The sequence below is a fragment of the Saccharothrix sp. AJ9571 genome (assembly GCF_021725495.1).
Taxonomy (GTDB): domain Bacteria; phylum Actinomycetota; class Actinomycetes; order Mycobacteriales; family Pseudonocardiaceae; genus Amycolatopsis; species Amycolatopsis magusensis.
Window position 1 is genome coordinate 3,456,208 of the sequence record NZ_CP091382.1, and the last position, 19,098, is coordinate 3,475,305.

The 19,098-nt window shown below is 70.0% G+C and carries 18 protein-coding genes and 1 pseudogene; 17 read left to right on the forward strand and 2 right to left on the reverse strand.

What is annotated here, in order from left to right:
- Positions 1–44: 44 nt before the first annotated feature.
- Positions 45–617, forward strand: coding sequence for a helix-turn-helix domain-containing protein (locus tag L3Q67_RS15630; RefSeq protein ID WP_499190184.1), 573 nt, complete (start codon positions 45–47; stop codon positions 615–617).
- Here the strand turns inward: L3Q67_RS15630 and L3Q67_RS15635 are convergent.
- Positions 614–1,012, reverse strand: coding sequence for a tetratricopeptide repeat protein (locus tag L3Q67_RS15635; RefSeq protein WP_499190185.1), 399 nt, complete (start codon positions 1,010–1,012; stop codon positions 614–616). The two genes, L3Q67_RS15630 and L3Q67_RS15635, sit on opposite strands and share 4 nt — an antisense overlap.
- A gap of 114 nt (positions 1,013–1,126) precedes the next feature.
- Here L3Q67_RS15635 and L3Q67_RS15640 point away from each other — a divergent pair, with 114 nt between their 5' ends.
- The 14 genes and pseudogenes from L3Q67_RS15640 to L3Q67_RS15705 all read left to right on the forward strand — a co-directional run bounded on the left by L3Q67_RS15640 (position 1,127) and on the right by L3Q67_RS15705 (position 16,271).
- Complete coding sequence (locus tag L3Q67_RS15640; protein WP_499190186.1) at positions 1,127–1,588, forward strand: VOC family protein; 462 nt, start codon at positions 1,127–1,129, stop codon at positions 1,586–1,588.
- A gap of 81 nt (positions 1,589–1,669) precedes the next feature.
- Positions 1,670–2,956 carry a phosphopyruvate hydratase gene (gene eno / locus L3Q67_RS15645; RefSeq protein ID WP_499190187.1) on the forward strand — a complete coding sequence of 429 codons (1,287 nt, stop codon included), beginning with the start codon at positions 1,670–1,672 and terminating at the stop codon, positions 2,954–2,956.
- Positions 2,957–2,962: 6 nt separating this feature from the next.
- Positions 2,963–3,484 (forward strand): FtsB family cell division protein, encoded by a 522-nt coding sequence (locus tag L3Q67_RS15650; RefSeq protein WP_499190188.1) that lies wholly within the window; start codon positions 2,963–2,965, stop codon positions 3,482–3,484.
- A 14-nt stretch (positions 3,485–3,498) separates the two neighbouring features.
- A complete protein-coding gene (locus L3Q67_RS15655; protein WP_499190189.1) occupies positions 3,499–4,023 on the forward strand; it encodes a DUF501 domain-containing protein in 525 nt (174 codons plus the stop codon).
- A gap of 70 nt (positions 4,024–4,093) precedes the next feature.
- The gene (locus L3Q67_RS15660; RefSeq protein WP_499191548.1) at positions 4,094–5,194 is read left to right on the forward strand and encodes a lytic transglycosylase domain-containing protein; all 1,101 of its coding nucleotides are present in this window, start codon (positions 4,094–4,096) and stop codon (positions 5,192–5,194) included.
- A 270-nt stretch (positions 5,195–5,464) separates the two neighbouring features.
- Positions 5,465–6,610 (forward strand): lytic transglycosylase domain-containing protein, encoded by a 1,146-nt coding sequence (locus tag L3Q67_RS15665; RefSeq protein WP_499190190.1) that lies wholly within the window; start codon positions 5,465–5,467, stop codon positions 6,608–6,610.
- 68 nt (positions 6,611–6,678) lie between these two features.
- The gene (locus L3Q67_RS15670; RefSeq protein ID WP_499190191.1) at positions 6,679–7,635 is read left to right on the forward strand and encodes a Ppx/GppA phosphatase family protein; all 957 of its coding nucleotides are present in this window, start codon (positions 6,679–6,681) and stop codon (positions 7,633–7,635) included.
- A gap of 252 nt (positions 7,636–7,887) precedes the next feature.
- Positions 7,888–9,528 carry a peptide ABC transporter substrate-binding protein gene (locus L3Q67_RS15675; RefSeq protein ID WP_499190192.1) on the forward strand — a complete coding sequence of 547 codons (1,641 nt, stop codon included), beginning with the start codon at positions 7,888–7,890 and terminating at the stop codon, positions 9,526–9,528.
- A 1-nt stretch (position 9,529) separates the two neighbouring features.
- Positions 9,530–10,456, forward strand: coding sequence for an ABC transporter permease (locus L3Q67_RS15680; RefSeq protein WP_499190193.1), 927 nt, complete (start codon positions 9,530–9,532; stop codon positions 10,454–10,456).
- Positions 10,449–11,354: an ABC transporter permease gene (locus tag L3Q67_RS15685; RefSeq protein WP_499190194.1), complete on the forward strand. Its 906-nt coding sequence runs from the start codon at positions 10,449–10,451 to the stop codon at positions 11,352–11,354. The genes L3Q67_RS15680 and L3Q67_RS15685 overlap by 8 nt, the downstream gene beginning before the upstream one ends.
- Positions 11,355–11,360: 6 nt before the next feature.
- Positions 11,361–12,344 (forward strand): ABC transporter ATP-binding protein, encoded by a 984-nt coding sequence (locus L3Q67_RS15690; protein WP_499190195.1) that lies wholly within the window; start codon positions 11,361–11,363, stop codon positions 12,342–12,344.
- 584 nt (positions 12,345–12,928) lie between these two features.
- Complete coding sequence (locus L3Q67_RS15695) at positions 12,929–13,927, forward strand: ABC transporter ATP-binding protein (protein WP_499190196.1); 999 nt, start codon at positions 12,929–12,931, stop codon at positions 13,925–13,927.
- A gap of 70 nt (positions 13,928–13,997) precedes the next feature.
- Positions 13,998–15,312 (forward strand): annotated as a pseudogene (locus L3Q67_RS15700) (S8 family serine peptidase); the annotation flags it as partial.
- 122 nt (positions 15,313–15,434) lie between these two features.
- A complete protein-coding gene (locus L3Q67_RS15705; RefSeq protein ID WP_209662449.1) occupies positions 15,435–16,271 on the forward strand; it encodes an SAM-dependent methyltransferase in 837 nt (278 codons plus the stop codon).
- 5 nt (positions 16,272–16,276) lie between these two features.
- Here the strand turns inward: L3Q67_RS15705 and L3Q67_RS15710 are convergent, their stop codons facing one another.
- On the reverse strand, positions 16,277–17,755 hold the full coding sequence (locus L3Q67_RS15710) for a S10 family peptidase (protein WP_499190197.1): 1,479 nt from the start codon (positions 17,753–17,755) through the stop codon (positions 16,277–16,279).
- A 27-nt stretch (positions 17,756–17,782) separates the two neighbouring features.
- Here L3Q67_RS15710 and L3Q67_RS15715 point away from each other — a divergent pair, with 27 nt between their 5' ends.
- A complete protein-coding gene (locus L3Q67_RS15715) occupies positions 17,783–18,475 on the forward strand; it encodes a uracil-DNA glycosylase (protein ID WP_499190198.1) in 693 nt (230 codons plus the stop codon).
- Positions 18,472–18,996: a GNAT family N-acetyltransferase gene (locus tag L3Q67_RS15720; RefSeq protein WP_499190199.1), complete on the forward strand. Its 525-nt coding sequence runs from the start codon at positions 18,472–18,474 to the stop codon at positions 18,994–18,996. The genes L3Q67_RS15715 and L3Q67_RS15720 overlap by 4 nt, the downstream gene beginning before the upstream one ends.
- Positions 18,997–19,098 lie beyond the last annotated feature (102 nt).

Sequence of the window (19,098 nt, forward strand, 5' to 3'; positions counted from 1 at the left end):
GGCGAATTGGCAAAGTTATTTGCCGATCTGGCAAAATGGCCGTCATGTCCGAGATCGAGCAGGTGCTCAGCGGCGTCGGCCCCCGGTTGAAGGCGCTGCGGCGCGAGCGGCGGATGACGCTCGGCGCGCTCGCCGAGTCGACCGGCATCTCGCAGAGCACGCTCTCGCGGCTGGAGTCCGGGCAACGCCGGGCCACCCTGGAACTGCTGCTGCAGCTGGCCCGTGCCTATCAGGTGCCACTCGACGACCTGGTCGGCGCGCCCGCGGTCGGTGACCCACGCGTGCGGATCGAGGCCAAGGAGACCAACGGCATGACCACCATGGCGCTGAGCAAGCGCCCCGGTCAGCCGCAGGCGTACAAGCTGGTCGTGCCGCCGCGCGGGGAGGTCGACCTCAAGGTGCACGAGGGCTACGAGTGGATGTACGTGCTCGACGGCCGGTTGCGCCTGGTCCTCGGCGATCGCGACATGGTGCTCGGGCCGGGCGAGGCGGCCGAGTTCGACACGCGCGTGCCGCACTGGTTCGGCGCCGCCGACGAGTACCCGGTGGAGGTGCTTTCGCTGTTCGGCAAGCAGGGTGAGCGAGCCCACCTGCGCGCGCGGGCCGGGAAGGGCTAGTCGTTGCCGCGCAACGCGATGCGCGCGGTCAGTTCGGACACGCCGTCCTGGTAGTCGGGCACCGGGTACATCGCGTTCGCCATGCGCATCTGCCCGAGCGCCTCCGCCAGCCGGTCCATCCGCTGCAGCGTGCGCCCGAGCACGAACCGCGCGTAGTGGTCGGTGGGGTCCAGCTCCAGCACCCGGCGCAGGGCGGCCTCGGCCCGGCGCAGCTGCGCTGAGAGGAAGTAGGCGCGCCCGGCGAGCAACTGCACGCTCGGCTTGTCCGGCTCCGCCTCGAGCACCGGCTGGAGCAGCTTCAGCGCTTCGAGCGGCCGGCGCGCGCTGACCAGGTCCTCCGCCTTGCGGAACGCCGTGAACCGATCCTCCGCCGGGTCCTGTTCCTGAGCAACCATGGTCCCTTCGACGCTACCCGCGAGCGCGGGCCCGCGCGACGGCCGAGCCGGTGATCACGCGGGCCGGAGGGGGTGCGGCCCACCGCGGAAGTTCACATGGTGGACTAACCCGTCATGAGCGAAGAGCACGAAGGGGGAGCGCGCTACCTCGGGCTGGCGCCGTACCTCTACTACACCGACGCCACCGAAGCGCTGGACTGGCTGGTCAGGGTGTTCGGCTTCACCGAGAAGGTCCGGTACGTCGATTCGTCCGGTGTGGTCTTCCAGGCCACCCTCCAGGCGGGGACGGCCGAGGTGCAGCTCGCCGGCGCCGGCTCCGACTACTGGGAGTCCAAGGGGGTCGACGGCCCGGTCGGGCAGCTCAACATCGTCTACGTGGCCGATGTGGACGCGCAGTACTCCCGGGTCTGCGCGGCGCTGGGTGAGGACGCCGACCTGGCCCCGCCGCAGGACCAGCCCTACGGCGCGCGGGTGTTCACCGTGCCCGACGTCGGCGGCAACAGCTGGACCTTCTGGCAGCAGGTGTCCGAGCGGGTCGAGCTGCCCGCGGGCTGGCAGGTCATCCGCAACGGGTGACGTGAGCCTCCAACGGGTGACCCTCGTCAACGGCTACGCTGGGCGGCGTCGTGGCTGGGACAACCGGACGAGGAGCAAGGCGTGGCGGTAATCGAACAGGTAGGCGCGCGCGAGATTCTGGATTCGCGCGGCAACCCGACGGTCGAGGTGGAGGTGGCTCTCGACGACGGCACGCTGGCGCGGGCCGCGGTCCCGTCGGGTGCGTCGACCGGTGAGTACGAAGCCGTCGAACTGCGTGACGGTGACACCGCCCGCTACGGCGGCAAGGGCGTGGAGCGCGCGGTCGCCGCGGTGCTCGACGAGATCGGCCCGGACCTGGCCGGTGTGGACGCGGTCGACCAGCGCATCGTCGACCAGAAGCTGGTGGACCTGGACGGCACGCCGGACAAGTCGCGCCTGGGCGCCAACGCCATCCTCGGCGTCTCCCTCGCGGTCGCCAAGGCCGCCGCGGACTCGGCCGAGCTGGAGCTGTTCCGCTACCTCGGCGGGCCGAACGCGCACGTGCTGCCGGTGCCGATGCTGAACATCCTCAACGGTGGCGCGCACGCCGACACCGATGTGGACATCCAGGAGTTCATGATCGCGCCGATCGGCGCGGAGACCTTCCGCGAGGCCCTGCGCTGGGGCACCGAGGTCTACCACTCGCTCAAGTCGGTGCTCAAGAGCCGCGGCCTGGCCACCGGCCTCGGCGACGAGGGGGGGTTCGCGCCCAGCCTGAAGAACAACCGCGAGGCGCTCGACCTGATCCTCACCGCCATCGAGAAGGCGGGCTACACCCCGGGCCGCGACGTCGCGCTCGCGCTCGACGTGGCCGCCACCGAGTTCCACAACGACGGCGCGTACACCTTCGAAGGCGCGAAGAAGAGCGCCGAGCAGCTCATCGGCTACTACACCGAGCTGGTCGACGCCTACCCGCTGGTGTCCATCGAGGACCCGCTGGGCGAGGACGACTGGGACGGCTGGGTGCGGCTGACCGCCGAGCTCGGCGAGCGGGTGCAGCTGGTCGGCGACGACCTGTTCGTCACCAACCCGGACCGCCTCGAGGACGGCATCACCCGCCGCGCGGCGAACGCGCTGCTGGTGAAGGTCAACCAGATCGGCACGCTGTCCGAGACGCTGGACGCGGTGTCACTGGCCACCTCCTACGGCTACAAGTCGATGATGAGCCACCGCTCCGGCGAGACCGAGGACACCTTCATCGCGGACCTGGCGGTCGCCACCGGCGTCGGCCAGATCAAGACCGGCGCGCCGGCCCGCGGTGAGCGCGTCGCCAAGTACAACCAGCTGCTCCGCATCGAGGAGACGCTGGCCGACGCAGCCAGGTACGCCGGCGACCTGGCTTTCCCGAGGTTCACCCCGGAGTCCTGATCCACCATGGCCGAGCGCGGCGGGAGAAGCCGGGAGCGCACCGGCGGGCGGGCGAGGAAGTCCTACGCCCGCCGGCCGGAGCGCGTGCACCGGGAAGGCAGGCGAGCCCGGTTGCGGCGGGGCTGGAGCGCGAAACGCGCTTCCGGCGCCGCCCGCGTGCTCGGGCTGTCGAACACCCGCCGCGCGGCGGTCGTGGCGATCGTGGTGTGCGCGCTCGCGTTCACCATCGCCGTGCCGCTGCGCACCTACCTCACCCAGCGCTCGGAGGTCTCCGAGCAACAGCAGCAGCGCGAAAAGCTGCGTGAGGAAGTCGCGCAGCTCGAAGCCCGCAAGGCCGAACTCGCCGACCCGGCGCAGGTGCAGGCCGAGGCCCGCCGCCGGCTGCGGTACGTGATGCCGGGGGAGACCCCGTACATGGTGCAGTTGCCCGAGGACAAGCAGCCCGCGCCGAACCAGCCGCCCGGCGAGCAGGCACCGCCGCCGTCCGGGCCGTGGTACGAGCGCCTGTGGGACCAGGCGACCGGGTAGCTACGCTGAGCGCCGTGAGCAGCACCGAAACCCCCCGGTTCGAACCCGTCACCGCGCAGGACGAGGCGGTGATCGCGGAACAGCTGGGCCGCCCGCCCCGCGCCCTGCGCGCGGTGGCCGCGCGCTGCCCGAGCGGGCACCCGTCGGTGGTGCAGACCAGCCCGAAACTGGAGAACGGCACGCCGTTCCCGACGCTGTACTACCTGACCTGCCCGCGCCTGTCGTCGATGGTCGGACGGCTGGAAGCGTCCGGGCTGATGAAGGAAATGACCGAGCGCCTGTCCACCGACGAGGAACTGGCCGCCGCCTACCTGCGGGCGCACCGCTCGTACCTGGCGCAGCGCGACGCGATCGAACCGCTGGGCCACGAGGTCACCGCGGGCGGGATGCCGGGCCGGGTCAAGTGCCTGCACGTCCACCTGGCGCACACGCTGGCCTGCGGGCCGGGCGTGAACCCCTTCGGCGACGAGACTTTGGCGTTGTTGCAAGCCGAAGGCTGGCCCTCGGGCGAGTGCGCGTCTGTCGCAAAAGGACAGTAACGTTCCACGGGCCGCCGGAGATATGTCCACCGGGTAGGACTCTCACGGGAAAGGCGTTCTCGGCGTGCGGTTGTTCGGGGTCTCCGGTGCGGTCGGGGAAAAATCCAGGGAATTCGGCCTGCGCTCTCGGACGGCGCTCGTGGTGCTCGGCGGCACGCTCGCCGTGGCGCCCACCTTCACGCTGACCGGCGGGACCGAGGGCTGGATCAAGGTGGCCAACCAGATCGCGCCGCCCGGCGGCGGCGATCCCGGGTCCGCCGTGGTCGGCGTGGACGGCAGCCTGCCGCAGCCGCCCGATCCCGAAGCGCTGCTCGCCGACGTGCCGCCGCCCGGCCCGCTCGGCATCCCCGGGAGCGCACTGCGCGCCTACCAGAACGCGGCGAACATCCTCGGCTCCGAGCAGCCCGCCTGCCACATCGACTGGGCGCTGATCGCCAGCATCGGCCGGATCGAGTCGAACCACGCACGCGGCGGTTACCTCGACGCGAAGGGCAACACGCTCGAACCGATCCTGGGCCCGGTGCTCGACGGCGTCGGCCCGGTGGCCGCGATCAGCGACACCGACGGCGGCCGCTACGACGGCGACACCGTGTGGGACCGCGCCGTCGGACCCACCCAGTTCATCCCGTCGACCTGGCAGGGCTACGCCTCGGACGGCAACGCCGACGGTGAGACCGACCCGAACAACATCTACGACGCCACGCTCGGCTCTGGTCGTTACCTCTGTTCCGGTGGTCTGGACCTGGCGAACCAGGAGCAGTTGCGCACCGCGGTCTTCCGCTACAACAACTCCGACAGCTACGTGACCACGGTGCTCACCTGGGCACAGGCCTACCGCACCGGCGTCACCCCGCTGCCGGACAGCGACGTGCCGGTGGGGCCGGCGAACCCGGTCACCGAACCCGCGCCCGCCCCGGTCACGCCGCCGCCCGCGCCCGTGGACCCCGGCACGCCGTCGAACCCGTCGAACCCGCCGGGTCCCGGGGAGCCGGGGCCGTCGCTGCCGCCGTCGCAAAGCGAGCCGCCGCCCACCTGTGAATCGGTTCCGCCCAGTTCGTCGACGCCACCTTCGTCGACCACGCCGCCGCCTTCTTCCTCGCTGCCGCCGTGTGAACCCAGTACACCGCCGTCCTCCGAACCGGACGCGGAGCCGGGGTCGCCGGCCCCGTGAGGACCCGCTCGCGTTCTGTACAACGAAAGAACTAGGCCATTCGGCCGCTCTTTATCGGCTTCCGATGAACGAGAACCCGGTGGTTGTGGAAATCTGACAGGGCCGTGGGCTTTTGTGCGTTGCCGGTGTTTTCGCCCACTTCACATCCGGCATGCTGAGCTACCAAGTGCGGTAACGGCGCGATGCGACGTGGAGGTCATGCGGGTGCGGGTGTGGCAGAGGCGCGGGGTACGCGCCGGACAGACCAGATCAAGACGGCGGACACGGGCGATGGCATGGGGTGCGCCCCTGCTGGCGTTGCCGCTCATGGTGCCCGGCAGTGGCATCGGCGGGTTCACCCTGCTCGGCGACTCCAGTCCCAGCCGCTATCTCGATGCGCAGGGCCAGCCGGTGGATGCGCAGGGCAACCCGGTCAGCGTGAACGGCAGCCTGCCCAACGGTGACTCGATCGGCCAGCAGCTGCTCGCCGACGCGGGCAACCCGGACGCGCTGAACGGCAACGCCGGGCTGCCGTCGGGTCCGCTGGGCATCCCGGGGTCCGCGCTGAAGGCCTACACGCGGGCCGCCGACCACCTCGCCGCCAGCCAGCCCGGCTGCAACATGCACTGGTCGCTGCTGGCCAGCATCGGGCGCATCGAGTCGGGTCACGCGCGCGGCGGCAACGTCGACGTCGCGGGCTACACCCGTGCGCCCATCCTGGGCCCGGTGCTGAACGGGGCCGGTCCGGTCGCCGCGATCAGCGACACCGACGGCGGTGCCTACGACGGCGACACGGTGTGGGACCGCGCGGTCGGCCCGATGCAGTTCATCCCGTCGACCTGGCAGGGCTACGCCTCCGACGGCAACGGGGACGGCGATCGCAACCCGAACAACATCTACGACGCCACCCTCGGCGCCGGGCGGTACCTCTGCTCGGGCGGGCTGAACACCGCCGACCCGCAGCAGCGCGCCACCGCGGTCTTCCGCTACAACCACTCCGATTCGTACGTGCGCACGGTGCTGAGCTGGGCCGAGGCGTACGCCGGGGGCGTGCACCCGACGACGGACCACCAGGGCCCGATCCTCGCGGCGCCGCAGGCCCCCTCGGGCGGTGGCGCGCCGGGCGAGGTGCCGCTGCCGTCGGTGCCGCCGCCGGGCGGCCCGAGCACACCGCCGCCGTCGACCTCGAACCCGCCGAGCTCGTCGAACCCGCCCTCGTCGTCGATCCCGAGCACGACGAACCCGCCGAGTTCCTCGAACCCGCCGTCGTCGACGAACCCGCCGTCGAGCACCCCGCCGGAGACGACCACGCCGCCGGAGACCACCCCGCCGCCGGACTGCGTGACGCCCGAACCGGGCACCACGCCGGAACCGCCGGCCGAGGGTGAGCCGCCGCTGTGCGAGGACACCTCCTCCGAGGCGCCGACGACTCCCTAGTACCGGAGTGGTGGACAGCCCACCGGCCTACGCGGGCCGGTGGGCTGTTCGTCGTTAGGGTGGGTGCCATGCCTCGTGTTGCCGCGATCGACTGTGGGACCAACTCCATCCGCCTGCTCGTCGCCGAGCTGACCGAACGCCATGACGGCACGTTCGACCTGCGCGACCTGCACCGCGAGATGCGCGTCGTCCGGCTCGGGCAGGGGGTGGACGCCACCGGCAGGCTCGCGCCGGAAGCGCTGGAGCGCACCCGCGCCGCGCTGGCCGACTACACCATCGCCGCGCGCCGCAAGGGCGTCGAGAAGGTGCGCATGGTCGCCACCTCCGCCACCCGCGACGCGAGCAACCGCGACGAGTTCTTCGCCATGACCCGCGAGGTGCTGGGCACCGAGGCCGAGGTCATCACCGGCGACGAGGAGGCCCGGCTGTCGTTCACCGGCGCGGTCGGCGAGCAGGACCCCGACGACGGCCCGTTCCTGGTGGTCGACGTCGGCGGCGGCTCGACCGAGCTGGTGCTGGGCACCTGGGACGGCAAGTGCGCCGAGGTGCTCGCCGCGCGTTCGGTGGACATCGGCTGCGTGCGGATCACCGAGCGCACGCTGAAGTCGGACCCGCCGACCGCCGACGAGGTCACCGCGGCGCACAAGCTGGCCACCGAGGTGCTCAACGAGGCGTTCGAGGTGGTCGACGTCTCGCGGGCGAACACCTGGATCGGCGTCGCGGGCACGGTCACCACGCTGTCCGCGGTGGCGCAGGAGCTGCCGCAGTACGACACCGAGCGCGTGCACCTGTCGAAGCTGTCCCGCGCGGACATCGACCGGCTCACCGACGACCTGCTCGGCGTGGACCACGCGGCCCGCGCGGCGAACCCGGTGATCCACCCGGGCCGGGTCGACGTGATCGGCGGTGGCGCGGTCATCGTGCGGGCGCTGGCCGAGCAGTTCGCCGAGCGCGGCGGCCCGGCGGAGCTGGTGGTCAGCGAGCACGACATCCTCGACGGGATCGCCCTGTCGCTGGCCCCCTGACGCCCCTCCTTCCCCTCCGCTGAACGCTATGAGTGGGGCATTACTTGCATTGAACGCAAGTAATGCCCCACTCATAGCGTTCGCCCGGGCGGGGAGGGACGTGTGACGAGTGCGGTGAAGCGCTTGCGGCATTCAGCGGGTTCACGTTGCTCCGTTGGTGTGGGGCTGACGGAGTAATGTGGATCATCGTGATTCTTTCGCAATGATTTGCGTCTGTGGTCTGGCTCACCCTCCCGGCTAGCGTGCCCCTTCATGAAGGCGCGAATGCGGACGACGCGGCTGGCAGTGCTCACGATGACGACGGCCATGGTGCTGAGCTCGTGCGGGGGCGGTGGCGATGACTCGCCCGGCACCGGCGACACCGGGGGCGCCATCTCGGTGTTCAACACCGAACCCGAGAACCCGCTGGTGCCGGGGAACACCACCGAGTTCGGCGGCGGGCAGGTGATGGACGCGATGTTCACCGGCCTGATCGCCTACGACCCGCAGACCACCGAGGTGAAGAACGCGGTCGCCGACTCGATCACCGACGTCGACTCGAAGGTCTACACCTTCAAGCTGAAGCCGGGCTGGAAGTTCCACGACGGCACCGACGTGCGGGCGAAGAACTTCGTCGACGCCTGGAACTGGACCGCCTTCGGCCCCAACGCCACCCAGGGCGCGCCGTTCTTCTCCGACATCCAGGGCTACGACGAGGTGAACCCGGCCGACCCGGACGGCAAGAGCGGCCCGCAGCAGGCCCCGGCGCCCGCCACGGACAAGATGTCCGGGCTCAGGGTGGTCGACGACCACACCTTCGAGGTGACGCTGAAGAGCTCGTCGCCGGTGTTCAAGGTCAAGCTCGGCTACGAGGTCTTCTCACCGCTGCCGGACTCGTTCTTCGCCGACAAGGCCGCCTTCGAGGCCAAGCCGATCGGCAACGGCCCGTTCAAGTTCGTCTCGCGCCAGGTCGGCACCGAGGTGAAGCTGACCAGGTTCGACGAGTACACCGGCCTGGACAAGCCGAAGTTCAAGGACCTGACCTTCAAGGTCTACCAGAGCCGCGAGGCCGCCTACCCCGACCTGGTCGGCAACCAGCTCGACTTCATCGAGGAGCTGCCGCCGAACGCGCTCGCCGGGCAGCAGCACAAGACCGACCTCGGCGACCGCGTGGTCGAGAGCGACTCGCTGATGAACCAGACGCTGTCCTTCCCGCTGTACCAGGAGAAGTACCAGAACCCGGACCTGCGCAAGGCGATCTCGATGGCGATCAACCGCGAGGAGATCACCACCCGCGTCTACGAGGGCAGCCGACGGCCCGCCGACGGCCTGGTGCACCCGCTGATCAAGGGCTACCAGAAGGGCCAGTGCGGCGAGCTGTGCACGTTCAACCCGGACAAGGCCCGTGAGCACCTGGCGAAATCCGGGTTCACCGGCACGCTGAAGATCATCAGCAACTCCGACGGCGGGCACAGCGAATGGGCCACCGCGGCGGCGAACAGCATCAAGAACACGCTCGGCATCGAGTGCGTCTTCGAACCGGCTACCAGCCTCGGCGAGTTCCGCGGGAAGATCAACGCCCGCGAGATGACCGACATGTACCGCGCCGGCTGGGTCGCCGACTACCCGTCGATCGAGAACTTCCTCAACCCGATCTACAAGACCGGCGCCTCGTCGAACGACGGTGAGTACTCGAACCCCGAGGTGGACGCGAAGCTCGCCGCCGCGGACACTGCGGCATCGGAGGAGGAAGGCATCAAGCTCTACCTCGAAGCCGAGAAGATGATCCTGAACGACCTGCCGTTCGTTCCACTGTGGACGCAGAACACCATCGGCGGGAAGTCCGACCGGCTCGTCTCGGCGAAGCTGAGCGCCTTCCGGAAGCTCGACCTGACCAGCGTCGAAGTGGCCTGAATTGGGCCGGTATGTACTGCGGAGGCTGCTGCAGATGGTGCCGGTGTTCCTCGGCACCACCTTCGGCATCTACCTGCTGGTGTGGGCGTTGCCCGGGGACCCGTTCGCGGGCAAGTGCGGCGAGCGGGACTGCCCGGACGCGTTCGTCGCGGCGATGAACGAGAAGTACAACCTGGACGACACGATCTTCGTGCAGTACGGGAAGTACCTGTGGAACCTGCTGCGGGGTGACTTCGGTGAGACCTTCTCCGGGGTGCCGGTGAGCGAGCTGATCGCCAACTCGTACCCGGTGACGGTCCGGCTGGCCGTGGTGGCGCTGCTGATCGAGGCGGTCATCGGCATCACCGCCGGCGTGGTCACCGGCCTGCGGCGGCGCGGGTTCCTGGACAGCCTGGTGCTGGTGTCCACGCTGTTCCTGATCTCCATCCCGGTCTTCGTCACCGGGTACGTGCTGCAACTGCTGCTCGGGCTGGAGTGGGGGATCATCAACCCCACCGTTTCGTCGAAGGCCGGGTTCGGTGAGCTGATCGTGCCCGGTTTCGTGCTGGCCAGCCTGTCGATGGCGTACGTGGCCCGGCTGACCAGGGCCAGCATCGCGGAAACCCGGCGCGCGGACTACGTGCGGACCGCGGTGGCGAAGGGGCTGCCGCAGTCGCGAGTGGTCGGCGTGCACATGCTGCGCAACGCGGCGTTGCCGGTGATCACCTTCCTCGGCACCGATCTCGGCGCGTTCATGGGCGGCGCGATCGTCACCGAGGGCATCTTCAACATCCCCGGCATCGGCGGGCTGATCTTCAAGTCCATCCAGTCCAAGGAGGGTGCCACGGTGACCGGGCTGGTGGTCCTGCTGGTGCTGGTCTACCTGCTGATGAACCTGCTCGTGGACCTGCTCTACGGCGTGCTCGACCCGAGGATCCGCTATGACTGACCCGGCGACCGCGGCGACCGGGGTGTCCGCGCGACCCCGTGGCCTGTTCGGCGACGCGTGGCGCGACCTGCGGCGGCGGCCGATGTTCTGGATCTCGTCGTCGATCATCCTGGTGATCGTGGTGATGGCGGTGTTCCCGTCGCTGTTCACCTCGGCCGACCCGAGCCTCGGCGACCTGGGGCGCCAGCGGCAACCGCCGTCCGCGCAGGCCTGGTTCGGCTACGACAACCAGGGCTACGACATCTACGCCCGCGTCATCCACGGCGCTCGGGCGTCCATTGTGGTCGGTGTCCTGGCGACGCTGGGCGTGGTGCTGCTCGGCGGGCTCTTCGGCATCCTGGCCGGGTACTACGGCGGCTGGCTCGACACGGTGATCTCGCGGATCGCGGACGTGTTCTTCGGGCTGCCGTTCGTGCTCGGCGCGATCGTCATCCTGACCACGCTGAACTCGGCGGGCGACGCCGGTGCGGTGCGGATCGTGGTGCAGGTGGTGCTGTCCATCGCGTTGCTGTCGTGGCCGGTTTCGCTGCGGATCATGCGCTCGGCGGCGATCACCGCGAAGCAGCAGGACTACGTGAAGGCGGCGCGGGCACTGGGCGCGAGCGGCACGCGGATCATCTTCCGGCACCTGCTGCCGAACTGCCTGGCGCCGGTGCTGGTCTACGCGACCATCGCGCTGGGCGCGTTCATCGGCGTGGAGGCGACGCTGTCCTACCTGGGCATCGGGTTGCGGCCGCCGGTGGTCTCGTGGGGCGTGATGATCAACGACGCGCGGACGTACGTGCGCGCGGCCCCGCACCTGCTGTTGTTCCCGGCCGGTTTCCTGGTCACCACCGTGCTGGCCTTCGTCATGCTCGGCGACGCCGTGCGCGAAGCCCTCGACCCGCGGGCCCGGTGATCCACAATGGACAGATTGCTGGAGATCGACGACCTGCGCGTGGAGTTCCGCACCCCGGACGGGGTGGCGAGCGTGCTGAACGGCGTCAGCTACCACGTGGACGCGGGGGAGACCCTGGCCGTGCTCGGCGAATCGGGGTCGGGCAAGAGCGTGACCGCGCAGACGGTGCTGGGCATCCTGGATCGGCCGCCCGCGGTGATCACCGGTGGGGCGATCCGGTTCCACGGCGAGGACCTGCTGACCGCGAGTGCCCGGCGGCAGCGCGAGGTACGCGGCGGCGGCATCGCGATGATCTTCCAGGACGCGCTTTCCGCGCTGAATCCCGTGTTCACCGTGGGGTTCCAGATCGAGGAACAGTTGCGGCTGCGCAAGGGCATGAGCCGGCGGGCGGCGCGGGCGCGGGCGGTGGAACTGCTGGATCTGGTGCACATCCCGAACGCCGCTTCGCGGGTGCGGGAGTACCCGCACCAGTTCTCGGGTGGGATGCGGCAGCGGGCGATGATCGCGATGGCGCTGGCACTGGACCCGGAACTGCTGATCGCCGACGAGCCGACCACGGCGCTGGACGTGACGGTGCAAGCTCAGATCATGGACCTCCTGGCGGAAATCCAGGCGGAACGGCGGATGGGCCTCGTGTTGATCACGCACGATCTGGGGGTTGTCGCCGAAGTCGCCGATCGGATCGCGGTAATGTACGCCGGTAGGATTGTTGAACAATCCGACGTCCATACGTTGTTCCGATCCCCCGCGCACCCCTATACCGCGGCCCTGATGAACTCCCTGCCCCGCCTGGACCAGAAGGGGCAAAGCCTGGAAACCATCACCGGCCTGCCCCCGAGCCTGCTCGACATCCCGCCGGGCTGCCCCTTCCACCCACGCTGCCCCCGCGCCGAAGCCCTCTGCTCCACCACCCGCCCACCCCACCACGAACCTGCCCCGGGCCGGTACAGCGCCTGCCACTTCGCCACCGAGGTACTCCAAGGTGACTGACCCCCGCCACGCCGCACCCGCCCACCTCACCGTTTCGGCTCCCGGCCGCCGGACCTTCACCGTTTCGGCGCCCCGGCCGCCCTGCTCAGTACGCTCCCGGCGCCCGGCCGCTTTGCCTCGCCGTTCTGGCCCACCCGCTCTCTCCGGTTCGCTCCGACACCCGGCGATCGCGCCTCCCTCGCTCCGGTGCCCGCTCGACCTTCGCCGTTTCGGCCCCGCTCGCTCCAGCCACCCCGCCCGGCAGTCGGCCATCCCGACTTCCTCACTCCGGTTCCTGGCCGCTTCGCTGTCACCGTTTCGGCCACTGGTCGCCTTGCCCCGGGCTGCCTTGCTCTCACTTTCCGGCCCCCGCCGCTCCGGCATCTGGCCGTCCCGCCTTCCTCGCCCCGGCACCCGTCCGCATCGTTCGGCCCCCGGGACTTCGCCCCCCCAGTCCGGCGCTCGGCCGCCGCACCGTTCGGCATCCGCCCGTCCACGCCCACCGTCCCGGCATCCGAGCGTGCTGCCCTCGATTTCCAGCCCGGAGCCGGGCCAAGCCGGGAAACCGGCACCCTGCCAGTCCAGCGCGGAAGGTGTGATGCGCGGTGAATGAGCCGATCCTCCGGGTCTCCGGTCTCGTCAAGCACTTCCCCGTCCGCACCGGCGTGGTCTTCAAGCGGACCGTGGGCCAGGTCAAGGCGGTCAACGGCGTCTCGTTCGAACTGGCCGCGGGGGAGACGCTGGGCATCGTCGGCGAGTCCGGGTGCGGTAAGTCGACGCTGGCCCAGGTGCTCCTCCGGCTCGAGGAACCCACAGCGGGCAAGGCCTACTTCGAGGGCCGCGACATCTTCGCCATGCGCGGCACCGAACTCCGCCGCCTGCGCCGCAACATCCAGATCGTGCTCCAGGACCCGTACACCTCGCTCAACCCCCGGATGACCGTCGGCGACATCGTCGGCGAGCCGTTCGAGATCCACCCCGAGGTGGCCCCCAAAGCCGACCGGGCCCGGAAGGTGCGCGAACTGCTGGACGTCGTCGGGCTCAACCCCGAGCACCTCAACCGCTACCCGCACCAGTTCTCCGGCGGCCAGCGCCAGCGCATCGGCATCGCCAGGGCGCTCGCGCTGCGGCCCAAGGTGATCATCTGCGACGAACCCGTTTCCGCGCTCGACGTCTCCATCCAGGCCCAGGTGATGAATCTGCTGGAGGATCTGCGCGCCGAATTCGGATTGTCCTATGTGTTCATCGCGCACGACCTTTCCGTGGTACGCCACCTCTCCACCCGGGTCGCGGTGATGTACCTCGGCAAGATCGTCGAGATCGGCACCGAGGACGACATCTACAACCGGCCGTCCCACCCGTACACGCAGGCGCTGTTGTCCGCTGTTCCGGTAGCGGACCCGTCACTGCGCGGTCACCGCCAGGTGATCCGGCTCGAAGGCGATGTGCCGAGCCCGGTGGACCCGCCGTCCGGCTGTCCATTCCGGACACGCTGCTGGAAGGCCCAGGACCTCTGCGCCACCGAGGAACCGGCGCTCGAACTCCGCGCGGGCGGGCATTCCAGCGCCTGCCACTTCGCCGAAGAACGGCACGTCGTTCCCTGACTTTCGCCGGTGGCCGGTTTCCGGCGCGCGTCGTACATTCCGCCTACCGCAGCAGTAGGAGGAAATCAGCGTGAAGTCCAACGCCGCCATCGGCCTGGTCACCGCGAGCGCGCCGGCGAACGGCTTCAGCGAGCGCGTCTCCGCCGACCGCGCGGTGTACGGCGCAGCCAAGGCGTAGCCGAACGCGCCGGCGCCGGTCGGCACCGATCCGCTGGACGAGCAGCTGTGGGGCCTCAAGTCGGCTCGTGCGCACCGTGCAGCCGGGCGACAAGCGGGTCAAGGTCGGCCTGCTCGACACCGGTGTCGACGGCACCCACCCGGACATCGCGCCGAACTTCGACGCGGTCCTCTCGCGCAACTTCGTTCGCGACATCCCGGCCGACGAGGCGGGCAACGAAGTCGACGGCTCGTGCGAGTTCCGCGGCTGTGTGGACCCGGTCAACCACGACGACGGCGGGCACGGCACGCACGTGGCGGGCACCATCGGTGCGGCTGCCAACGGTTTCGGCGTCTCCGGCGTGGCCCCGAACGTCAGCATCGTCAACGTCCGCGCCGGCCAGGACTCGGGCAGCTTCTTCCTGCAGCCGGTGGTCGACGCCATCACCGAGGCGGTCAACCGCGCGCTCGACTACGCGCACGGCAAGGGCGTGACGCAGGTGGTCTCGCTGGGCAACCAGCACACCGACCTCGGTGCGCCGCAGCCGGACACCGTCAGCCCGAACTTCCCGGTGAAGACCAACTACGACCGCGACATCGACAACTCGTCCTGCGTGACGCTGCCGGTCGAAGGCCGCCACACCATCGGCGTCTCCGCGTTCGGCCCCTCGCAGGCGAAGGCGGACTACTCGAACTACGGCGTCGAGCAGATCTCGGTTTCCGCGCCGGGTGGTTTCTACCGCGACTACTTCGGCACCCCGTGGTTCTCCACTGTGGAGAACCAGATCCTGTCGACCTACCCGCGCAACGTCGGTGTGGCCGAGGGCCTGCTCGACGCCGACGGCAACATCACGCCGGACGGCGTCAAGGCGGGCGTGCGGAAGGCGACCGCGGCCGACGGCCGGGTCGGCTACTACCAGTGGCTGCAGGGCACTTCGATGGCCTCGCCGCACGCCACCGGCGTCGCCGCGCTGATCGTTTCCCAGTACGGCAAGCCCGGCAGGGGCGGGTTCGGCATGGACCCGGACGCCGTGCAGCGCGTGCTCGAGGGCACCGCGGCGAAGATCGCCTGCCCGGTGCCGCGGACCGTGGACTACCTGGACGAGGGACGCGACGACACCTTCACCGCCACCTGCACGGGTGACACGGCGTTCAACGGTTTCTACGGCCACGGCGCCGTCGACGCCTACTCCGCGGTGACCAGGGGCAAGGAGCACCTGCGTCGCTGAGTTGGTGATTCCCGGAAGTCGTGAGTGCGTGGGGTTGTATTAACGACTTTACGCACTCACGACTTTTGTCCGCTTCTGCGGTAGAACTGTGCGCACCACCGCGTCCAGGAATTGGGAGTCCGATGACCACGAGCGATGCCGGCCGCCTCGGAGACTCGATCGACAAGGTTTCCGTCGGCCGGGTCTACGACTACCTGCTCGGCGGCAGCCACAACTACGCCGCCGACCGGGCGTTCGCCGACGAGCAGATGAAGGCCCTGCCCGACATCCGCCGGTTCGCCAGGTCGAACCGCGCCTTCCTGGGCCGGGCGGTGCGCTACGCCGTCGACTCGGGCATCCGGCAGTTCGTCGACATCGGCTCCGGCCTGCCCACCCAGGGCAACGTGCACGAGGTCGCCGAGGAGGCCGCGCCGGGCGAATGCCGCGTGGTCTACATCGACAACGAGCCGATCGCCCAGGCGCACGCCGAGATCCTGCTCGAACGCACCGCCGACCCCGAGCGCCACCGCGCCATCGACGCCGACTTCTTCGACGGCCCGCAGTTGTGGCGCAGGGTGCGCAACACCGGCCTGATCGACGAGACCCAGCCGATCGCGCTGCTGGTGGTGGCCCTGCTGCACTTCATGCCCGACGAGACCAAGCCGCACGAGGTGCTGCGCGGCTACATCGATCGCCTGCCGCCGGGCAGCATGGTCGCGCTGTCGCACATCCACGTCGACCCGAAGGACGCCGCGACCATCGCCGCCGGCGACAAGGTCGCGGCCGCCTACCGCAAGCAGACGAACAGCCCGGCGGTGCCGCGCCCGCGTCCGGACATCGAGGCGTTCTTCGACGGTCTCGAACTGACCGAACCCGGCCTCGTCTGGCTGCCGCAGTGGCAGCCGGACGGGGACGAGCTGTTCGCCGACCAGCCCGAGAAGTCGCGTGGCCTGGCGGCCGTGGGCTGGAAGACGACCTAGACGATCTAGACGGCCTGTTCCGGCACGGCTGACCGGATGAACGCGCCCAGGTCGGCCGCCTGCCGGACCCGCGAAGGTTCGTGCACGTACATCATGTGCCCGGCCGGGTAGTACGCCCGGTCGATGTTGGCGTGCAGTTCCTCGGGGATCTCGAGGTGCGCGAGCACGTTCTCCGAGCCGAAGTACGGGGTCGCGCCGTCGTAGTGGCCGAAGGCGACGTGGAGCTTCAGGTGCGGGTTCGCCCGCATCGCCGCGCTCAGCGAGCGCACCGCGGACACCGCGCGGCCCTCGAAGTCGCTGTAGGACCACTGCTGGAACACGTTCATCGAAAGGATCTCGTAGGGCAGATCGCTCTCGTAGCCCAGTTCGGTGCGCACGTAGTGGTTGAACGCGGCCGAGTAGGCGCCGATGATCCGGGAGATCGAGGCGTCGTCGCTCATGTGCTCGCGGCCGCCGTCCGGCTCCCAGGTGGTGAACCGGCCGTCCATCCGGCCGACGGTCAGCCCGCGCTCACGCAGCAGCTCGGTGAAGAAGCGCACGTGCTCGATGCGCAGGTTGACGCGGTCCACATAGGACTCGCTCAGCCCGGTCAGGCGCGCCAGTTCACGCACCGCGGCGGCTCGCTCGTCGGTGGTCAGCCGGGCGCCGCGCTGCAGTGCCCACGGCAGGTCGCGTGAGGCGAACGCCTCGGCCTCGGCCAGCACCTCCTCGAGTGGACGGTCGCCGTGGAAGCCGTGGTAGTGCGCGATCGCCGCGTAGGTGGGCAGGAAGCTGAGGTAGGCCTGCTCGTTGCCCTCGGTGAACCGGATCGAGCCCATGTCCAGCACGGACGAGATGAGCAGCAGCCCGTTGAGGTACATGCTGTGCCGGTCCTGCAGGTGCGCCGCCAGCGCGGCCGCGCGCAGGGTGCCGTAGGACTCGCCGGCCAGGAACTTCGGCGAGAGCCAGCGCCCGTTGCGGGAGGTCCACAGCCGGATGAGCTCGCCGACCGACTCCACGTCCGGGGTGAAGCCGAGGTAGTCCTTCGGCTTCTCGCCGGTCACCGCGCGCGAGTAGCCGGTGGAGACGGGGTCGATGAACACCAGGTCGGTGTGTTCGAGCAGGCTTTCCGGGTTGTCGGTCAGCCCGTACGGCGGCGGCGCGGGGGAGTCGACGTCCCCGGAGACGACCCGCCGCGGCCCGAGCACGCCGAGGTGCAGCCAGACGCTCGACGAGCCGGGCCCGCCGTTGAACGCGAAGGTCACCGGGCGCGTCGCCGGGTCGGCGTCGTCGAGGGTGTAGGCGACGAGGAAGACCTCGGCCTTGGCCAGGTGCCCGTCGAACTTGCCGTCGGTGAGCACCTCCTTTTTGAGCACCACGCGCCCGGTCTGGGCGGTGTAGGCCAGTTCCCGGTTCCCCGCGGTCAGCGTGTGCCTGGTGGTGACCAGGTCGTCGCTGGGCTCGGGCGGCTTGGTGTCCTCGTCGGTCTTGTCTGTTTCCGGCATGCCCCGAATCTAGATCACAATGGCCGGATGACCCTGGCCGAGATGGATGCCGAACTGATCGACTGCCGGGCCTGCCCACGATTGGTCGAGTGGCGTGAGCAGGTGGCCGAGACCAAGCGGGCGGCCTTCGCCCACGAGACGTACTGGGGTCGCCCGGTGCCCGGCTTCGGCCCGCCGGACGCGGCGCTGGGCATCGTCGGCCTGGCGCCGGCCGCGCACGGCGCCAACCGCACCGGCCGCATGTTCACCGGCGACCGTTCGGGTGAGGTGCTCTACCGCGCGATGTACGACGTCGGCCTGGCCACGCAGCCGGAAGCGCACCACATCGGCGACGGCCTGGAGCTGATCGGCACGCGGATCACCTCGCCGGTGCACTGCGCACCCCCGGCGAACAAGCCGACGCCCGCCGAACGCGACACCTGCGGCCGGTGGCTGGCCAAGGAGCTGGAACTGCTGGCGCCGACCCTGCGCGCGATCGTGGTACTCGGCGGTTTCGGCTGGCAGGCGCTGATGCCGGTGCTGGCCGCCGCGGGCTGGGCGGTACCCCGGCCACGGCCGAAGTTCGGCCACGGGGTGCGTGTCAAGCTGGAAGGCCCGGCTCCGCTGCAGGTGTTCGGCTGCTTCCACGTCTCGCAGCAGAACACCTTCACCGGCCGCCTCACCCCGGCGATGGTGCGCGAGGTCCTCACCCAAGCCAAGACCGCGGCAGGCATCCGGTGAACCCGCCCGACGAGGTCGACGCCGGTCGGGTGTTGTTGCGGCGCTGGCGCGTGGCCGACGCCGCCGAGTTGCAGCGGGTGGTGGAGGAAGCGCAGGAGCACCTGCGGCCCTGGATGCTCTGGGCCTTCGGTGAGTACCGCGCCTTGGACTTCCTCGGCGGCTGCGACGAGAGATGGGCCGCGGGCCAGTCGTACGCTTACGCGCTGGTCGTCGACGGCCGGGTGGTCGGCGGCGTCGGCTGCGAACGGCGCATCGGGCCCGGCGGCATGGAGCTCGGCTACTGGTTGCACCCGGACTGGACCGGCCGCGGCCTGATGACCACGGCCGTCGAGGCGTTGCTCCCGGTCGTGTTCGCGCTGCCGGACGTCGACCGCGTCCAGATCTGGCACGACGCGGCCAACGAACCCAGCGCCGCGATACCCCGGCGGCTCGGTTTCACCGAGGTCGCGCGGCACCACCCGCCGCGTGAGGAACCGCGGCCGGGGATGGCGGGCACGGACGTCGTCTGGCAGCTCGAGTGAGCTCGCTCACCGGTGACGGAGAGTGGTCAAACTGACGGAATCACCCGCTATGGGTTTATTCTGGCCTTACTTGCTCTACGCTCCGCGATTGGCCGACTACCC

Coding starts and splice junctions, on each gene's coding strand:
- L3Q67_RS15685 (WP_499190194.1), top strand. CDS start 10,449: ATGACTGACCCGGCGACCGCGGCGACCGGGGTGTCCGCGCGACCCCGT.
- L3Q67_RS15640 (WP_499190186.1), top strand. CDS start 1,127: ATGAGCGAAGAGCACGAAGGGGGAGCGCGCTACCTCGGGCTGGCGCCG.
- L3Q67_RS15690 (WP_499190195.1), top strand. CDS start 11,361: ATGGACAGATTGCTGGAGATCGACGACCTGCGCGTGGAGTTCCGCACC.
- L3Q67_RS15665 (WP_499190190.1), top strand. CDS start 5,465: ATGGCATGGGGTGCGCCCCTGCTGGCGTTGCCGCTCATGGTGCCCGGC.
- L3Q67_RS15710 (WP_499190197.1), bottom strand. CDS start 17,755: ATGCCGGAAACAGACAAGACCGACGAGGACACCAAGCCGCCCGAGCCC.
- L3Q67_RS15675 (WP_499190192.1), top strand. CDS start 7,888: ATGAAGGCGCGAATGCGGACGACGCGGCTGGCAGTGCTCACGATGACG.
- L3Q67_RS15635 (WP_499190185.1), bottom strand. CDS start 1,012: ATGGTTGCTCAGGAACAGGACCCGGCGGAGGATCGGTTCACGGCGTTC.
- L3Q67_RS15715 (WP_499190198.1), top strand. CDS start 17,783: ATGACCCTGGCCGAGATGGATGCCGAACTGATCGACTGCCGGGCCTGC.
- L3Q67_RS15650 (WP_499190188.1), top strand. CDS start 2,963: ATGGCCGAGCGCGGCGGGAGAAGCCGGGAGCGCACCGGCGGGCGGGCG.
- L3Q67_RS15670 (WP_499190191.1), top strand. CDS start 6,679: ATGCCTCGTGTTGCCGCGATCGACTGTGGGACCAACTCCATCCGCCTG.
- L3Q67_RS15630 (WP_499190184.1), top strand. CDS start 45: ATGTCCGAGATCGAGCAGGTGCTCAGCGGCGTCGGCCCCCGGTTGAAG.
- L3Q67_RS15705 (WP_209662449.1), top strand. CDS start 15,435: ATGACCACGAGCGATGCCGGCCGCCTCGGAGACTCGATCGACAAGGTT.